This window comes from Neisseria sp. P0022.S010 (assembly GCF_051956635.1).
The window spans coordinates 1-5,892 of record NZ_JBQCXF010000167.1 but is presented as its reverse complement, the minus strand read 5'-3'; the positions used below and the strand labels follow the sequence as shown (position 1 = coordinate 5,892).

The 5,892-nt window shown below is 50.7% G+C and carries 4 protein-coding genes; 1 reads left to right on the top strand and 3 read right to left on the bottom strand.

Annotated elements, in window-relative coordinates; genetic code table 11:
- Positions 1 to 153 precede the first annotated feature (153 nt).
- The gene (dnaG, locus tag ACTHUT_RS12725; protein ID WP_440418861.1) at positions 154 to 1,926 is read right to left on the bottom strand and encodes a DNA primase; all 1,773 of its coding nucleotides are present in this window, start codon (positions 1,924 to 1,926) and stop codon (positions 154 to 156) included.
- A gap of 329 nt (positions 1,927 to 2,255) precedes the next feature.
- Here dnaG and ACTHUT_RS12720 point away from each other — a divergent pair, with 329 nt between their 5' ends.
- On the top strand, positions 2,256 to 3,692 hold the full coding sequence (locus ACTHUT_RS12720; protein ID WP_250600406.1) for an NAD-dependent succinate-semialdehyde dehydrogenase: 1,437 nt from the start codon (positions 2,256 to 2,258) through the stop codon (positions 3,690 to 3,692).
- 49 nt (positions 3,693 to 3,741) lie between these two features.
- Here the strand turns inward: ACTHUT_RS12720 and ACTHUT_RS12715 are convergent, their stop codons facing one another.
- Both ACTHUT_RS12715 and ACTHUT_RS12710 read right to left on the bottom strand, forming a co-directional pair.
- Complete coding sequence (locus tag ACTHUT_RS12715; protein ID WP_250600408.1) at positions 3,742 to 4,728, bottom strand: malate dehydrogenase; 987 nt, start codon at positions 4,726 to 4,728, stop codon at positions 3,742 to 3,744.
- Positions 4,729 to 4,849: 121 nt separating this feature from the next.
- Positions 4,850 to 5,824 carry a PhoH family protein gene (locus tag ACTHUT_RS12710; protein WP_250600410.1) on the bottom strand — a complete coding sequence of 325 codons (975 nt, stop codon included), beginning with the start codon at positions 5,822 to 5,824 and terminating at the stop codon, positions 4,850 to 4,852.
- Between the last annotated feature and the right edge of the window lie 68 nt (positions 5,825 to 5,892).

Here is a 5,892-nt window from a genome sequence, read left to right as displayed (position 1 = left end):
GATGTGGCCGTACCTGAAGGCGGAGCAGAGCTTTTTGTTGTGAAATCAGAGTTCACTTTAATACTCTGAGGCCGTCTGAAAATATTACAGATGGAGTGTTCTGCGTGTCATGTTTCGCAGCGTGTATTTAGATTGTTCAGACGGCCTGAGGGGTTAGTTTTGCTTTGCCGTCAAAAGCGACAGCAATAGTCTTTTTTCATTTTCGGTCAAACCAGTTTGAATACTTTTTTGCTTTAAAGTTTCGATTTGACTGTATTTTAATTCATTTAACAACTTTTTCATGCCGATTTGGAAACTTTCGCAATCTTCTTCGTTATCCCCTTCCATTTCTTCAGAGTGAAGGGTCGATAAAAAGATTTGATTGACGGTTTCCTCATAGGGCGAACCGCGCATATATTCAAGCACTTGTGCAGTTGCAGGAGTCGTATCATGATGCTTGATGGTTTCGGCCAAATTGGCAAGGCAGGCAAAGTCGCCGCTTAAAGCCAGATAATCGGGCAGGTCTATATATGAAGCCCAAGCCGGATTTATCAAGAGGCTGCGTATCTGTCTTTGAACCAGTGTCAGCATGGTTGGCTGTTTGACGGAAATAGGCGGCAGTTTGTAACTTTTTTGTTTGACGTGCCGCTTTGGCGCTTCTTGTCCGAGTAACTGGGCGAGGTTGTCCGGGTCAATGCCCACCAGCTCGCTAAGTTTTTGTTTCAGAAGATAGCCCAATGCCGGCGCGGTAATCTGAGCCAAAAGCGGAGAACTGGTTTTGACCAATTCTGCTTTGCCTTCTTGCGTATTGAGGTTGAGGCCGTCTGAAAGATGTTCCCAAAAGTATTCCGATAGGGGCTTGCTTTGGTTTAACAAGGCATCTTCAAATTGCGTTTTGCCATAGGCGCGGATGTAGCTGTCTGGGTCGTGTTCTTCGGGTAAGAATAAAAAATGCAGCGATTTATCATCTTTTAATTGCGGCAATGCATTTTCCAGCGCGCGCCAAGCCGCTTTACGTCCCGCACTGTCGCCATCAAAACAAAAATAAATACTGTCTGCCTGACGCATCAGGATTTTGACGTGTTCCGCCGTGGTTGCCGTACCTAAAGCCGCTACGCCGTAGCCGACGCCGAACTGAGCCAATGCGACCACGTCCATGTAGCCTTCGACCACCAAAATCCGTCCGGCCTCTTTTACGGCAGCACGCCCTTCATATAGTCCGTAAAGGTTTTTCCCTTTGTCAAACAAAGGAGTATCCGGCGAGTTCAGGTATTTGGGTTTGGAGTCATCCAATACGCGGCCGCCAAATCCGATGACCTGCCCACGCGGATTACGGATAGGGAACATAATCCGATGGCGAAAGCGGTCGTAATGTTTGCCTTCGTTGTCGATGACCATGCCCGTATCCACCAATGCAGTATTAGGATAGGGTTGGAACACTTGTGCCAAAGGCTGCCAACCATCAGGTGCATAGCCCAAACCATAATGCGCGATGACTTCCGCACTCAAGCCGCGCTTATCCAAATAGGCCTTCGCCGCCAGATTGAATTTCAATTGTTGCGCATAAAAATCCGCCGCCGCCGCCGTCGTTTCCTCCAGCGTCTGCTGCTTTTTCTTACGTTCGGCACGGACTTCAGGATTATCGTTCTGCCCGCGCACTTTAGGCACGACCATGCCGACGCGATCAGCCAAAAACTGTACCGCCTCCGGAAACGACAGTCCCTGATGTTCCATCACAAAACCAATTGCCGAACCATGCGCCCCGCAACTGAAGCAATGGTAAAACTGCTTGGTCGGGCTGACCGAAAACGACGGCGTCTTTTCCTTGTGAAACGGACAGCAGGCCATATAGTTCGCCCCGCCTTTCTTCAGCGGAACCTGCTCGTCGATAATATCGACAATATCGACTTTGGACAAAAGCTCGTCAATGAAATCAGATGGAATCATGGCTCGGCAGAAGAGGATGGACGGAAAACATTTCAGACGGCCTTATAAACAGACAAAGGCCGTCTGAAAATGGGATTTTCGATGAGAGTTGAAATGAGTTTTGTATTATAGCAAATTGTTGTAATACATGTGTCTTATCCTTTTGAGGTAGAGTATTAATAATCGTATTTCATTCGTTATTAAGATGAATATGATGTCGCTAAACCAAAGACCGGCTGTAAGATATTCAGACGGCATTTGCTGTCGGCTTATTTTGCAATTCAGTTGCGCTTTCATGGTGTGAATATGATAATGAACATATATCCTCGGTTTTAGAAAGGTCGTTTCCCATGAAAACCTTTTCCCAACTGCTCAACCACCCCGATATTTCCTTTTCCCCGATTTCAGACGGCCTCAAAGTTGGCAATCCGGCAACGGGCGAGGCTTTGGCATTTGTCCGTAAGACTGATTCAGACGGCCTGAAGCTTTTGATTCAAAAGGCAGAGGCGGTACAAAAATTATGGGCGGCAAAAACTGCGTTGGAGCGTGCCGATGTGTTGTGGCGTTGGTATTTTTTGATTAAAGAAAACAAAGAAGAACTGGCGCGTATCATGACGATGGAACAGGGCAAAAGCCTGACCGAGGCGCGTGGCGAAATCGATTATGCGGCTTCGTTTGTGCGCTGGTTTGCCGAAGAGGCGCGACGGATTGACGGCGATGTGCTGACAAGTGTGAAGGCGTCGCAAAAACTGGTCGTGTTGAAACAGCCAATCGGCGTTACCGCCGCGATTACGCCGTGGAATTTCCCGTCTGCGATGATTGCGCGCAAGGCTGCGCCTGCTTTGGCGGTGGGCTGCGCGATGATTGTCAAACCTGCATCGCTCACGCCTTTGAGTGCGTATGCGTTGGCCGTACTGGCTTATGAAGCGGGCGTGCCGCAGGATTTATTGCCTGTTGTCAGCGGTCGTGCTTCGGAAATCAGCCATGAATTTGCTACGAACCCGACCGTGCGCAAAATCAGCTTTACTGGCTCTACCGAAGTCGGTGCGAAAATTTTTGCCGATAGCGCGGCAGACATTAAAAAACTCAGTTTGGAACTGGGCGGAAACGCGCCGTTTATCGTGTTTGACGATGCCGATTTGGACAAAGCTGTTGAAGGCGCACTTGCCAGCAAGTTCCGCAACAGCGGTCAGACCTGCGTCTGCACCAACCGTGTTTACGCTCAATCCGGCATTTACGACGAATTTTGCCGCAAATTGAGTGAAAAAGTGGCTGCGCTCAAATTGGGCAACGGCTTGGAGGATGGTGTGAACCAAGGGCCGCTGATTGAGGAAAAAGCAGTGGAGAAAGTCGAGCAGCACATCGCCGACGCATTGGCTAAAGGCGCAAGTTGTCTGACCGGCGGTAAACGGAGCGCATTGGGCGGAACGTTTTTTGAGCCGACTGTTTTAAGCGGCGTTACGGCGCAAATGGCGGTAGCTCGCGAGGAAACCTTTGGGCCTTTGTGTCCGGTGTTCCGTTTTGAAACCGAAGCCGAAGTCATCGAGGCTGCGAACAATACGGAATACGGTTTGGCAGCTTACCTTTTCACCTCCGATACCGCCCGCCAATGGCGCATCGGCGAAGCCTTGGAATACGGCATGGTCGGCATCAATACGGGCTTAATCAGTAATGAAGTAGCACCGTTTGGCGGCGTGAAACGCAGCGGTTTGGGACGTGAAGGCAGCAAATATGGTGCGGATGAGTATTTGGAACTGAAATATTTGTGCATTGATGTAGCGGAATAAGGCTGCACGGTAAAGGCCGTCTGAAATTTGGTTTCAGACGGCCTTTGTTTTAGAGTAGATCTTGGATGGCTGAACGTTCTTCTTCTAATTCGGCCAGCGTAGCAGCAATACGTTTTTGGCTGAATTCATCCGATAAATCCAAGCCTTGGACGATGCGGTAGCTGCCTTCGTCACAAATGACGGGGAAGCCGAAAATCAAACCTTCGGGAATGCCGTAAGAGCCATCGGATGGAACGCCCATGGTCACCCATTTGCCGCTGCTGCCGAGCAACCAGTCGCGCAGGTGATAGATGGCGGCATTGGCGGCGGAGGCCGCAGATGATGAACCGCGAGCAGCGATAATTGCAGCACCGCGTCCGGCGATTTTCGGCATGAAGACCTCGGTGTTCCAGTCGGGTTCGGTAATCATGTCTTGGACGGACTCGCCGTTGCTGGTGGCGTAGCGGTAGTCGGCGTACATGGTCGGGCTGTGGTTGCCCCAGACGCACATTTGCTCGATGGAAGTAATCGGGCGGTCGATTTTTTCGGCAATTTGACTGACGGCACGGTGGTGGTCAAGACGCATCAGGGCGGTGAAATTTTCCGGCGGGATGTCGGGTGCGGATTTCATGGCGATGTAGGCGTTGGTATTGGCCGGATTGCCGACGACGAGGACTTTAACGTTGCGATTGGCAACTTTGTTCAACGCCGCGCCTTGTACTTTGAAAATTTCGCCATTGGCGTGCAACAAGTCGGCACGCTCCATGCCTTGGGTACGCGGGCGCGCACCAATCAAGAGGGCGATGTCGGCATCTTTGAAGGCGACTTCGGGGTCGTCTGTGGCGAAGATGTCGGCAAGGAGTGGGAAGGCGCAATCCTGCATTTCCATAATCACGCCACGCAATGCCTGTTGTGCCTGCGGCAGGTCGAGCAGCTGCAGGATAACGGGTTGGTCGCGTCCGAGCATGATGCCGCCGGCGATACGGAAGAGGGTGGCGTAGGCGATTTGGCCTGCCGCGCCGGTAACGGCGATTCGGACGGGTGGCTTGAGAGTCATATTTTTCCTTTTGAAGTCGTTGTTTTACTTGATTTTCGGATTATAGCAGTATTATGGGGAGAATGATGTAGTAAGGCCGTCTGAAATTTGATTTTCAGACGGCCTGAAGTATTTGAAAAGATTATTCGCCATTTTTCTTTTCAACTTGTTCTTCCGCTGCTTCATAGGCTTCGACGATTTTCTGCACCAAAGGATGGCGGACAACGTCTTCGCTGGTAAAGGTGTGGAAATACAGGCCTTCTACATCGCGCAGTTTTTCGCGTGCATCTTTCAAGCCGGATTTGATGTTGCGTGGCAGGTCGATTTGGCTGATGTCGCCGGTAATGACTGCTTTGGCACCGAAGCCGATACGGGTCAGGAACATTTTCATTTGTTCGGGCGTGGTATTTTGCGCTTCGTCCAAAATGACATACGCGCCATTTAAGGTGCGACCGCGCATATAGGCCAGCGGCGCAATTTCAATCAAACCTTTTTCCATCAGTTTGGTTACGCGGTCGAAACCCATCAAATCATAAAGCGCATCGTAAAGCGGTCGCAGGTAGGGATCGACTTTTTGTGCCAAATCGCCCGGCAGGAAGCCTAATTTTTCGCCTGCTTCGACTGCAGGGCGAACCAAAACGATGCGTTCGATTTGGTGTTTTTCCATGGCATCGACTGCGGCGGCAACGGCAAGATAGGTTTTACCCGTACCGGCAGGGCCTAAGCCGAACACGACATCGTGGTTGAGCAAGGCGCGTATATAGCCGTTTTGGCGCGGGGTACGGCCGCTGATGCTGCCGCGTTTGGTGCGGAAATAGTATTGTTGGTCGTGGTGTTTTTCTTCGTGTTTTTCATCTGCGGTTTTTGCTTCGACGGCCGCGAGGCTGATGGCGTTGTCGTCCAAGTCGCCTTTTTCTGCGGCTTCGGCAAGCGACAGCAAGGCACGACGGCCGGCGTGTGCCAGTTCGCCCATGAAGGTGAAATGTTCGAAGCGACGGCTGATTTGGATATCAAGGGCTTTGCCTAAGGCTTCGAGATTGCTGTCGAGCGCGCCGCACAGGCGTTGCAACACGGTATTGTCAATTTCTTCAAACTGCAAATGGACGGTGTGGGTCATATCGGTTTCCGTAAATAAATCTAATTTTTCCGTATTATACGTTGTTCAGACGGCCTGCTTTATAATAC

Coding starts and splice junctions, on each gene's coding strand:
- dnaG (WP_440418861.1), bottom strand. CDS start 1,926: ATGATTCCATCTGATTTCATTGACGAGCTTTTGTCCAAAGTCGATATT.
- ACTHUT_RS12720 (WP_250600406.1), top strand. CDS start 2,256: ATGAAAACCTTTTCCCAACTGCTCAACCACCCCGATATTTCCTTTTCC.
- ACTHUT_RS12715 (WP_250600408.1), bottom strand. CDS start 4,728: ATGACTCTCAAGCCACCCGTCCGAATCGCCGTTACCGGCGCGGCAGGC.
- ACTHUT_RS12710 (WP_250600410.1), bottom strand. CDS start 5,824: ATGACCCACACCGTCCATTTGCAGTTTGAAGAAATTGACAATACCGTG.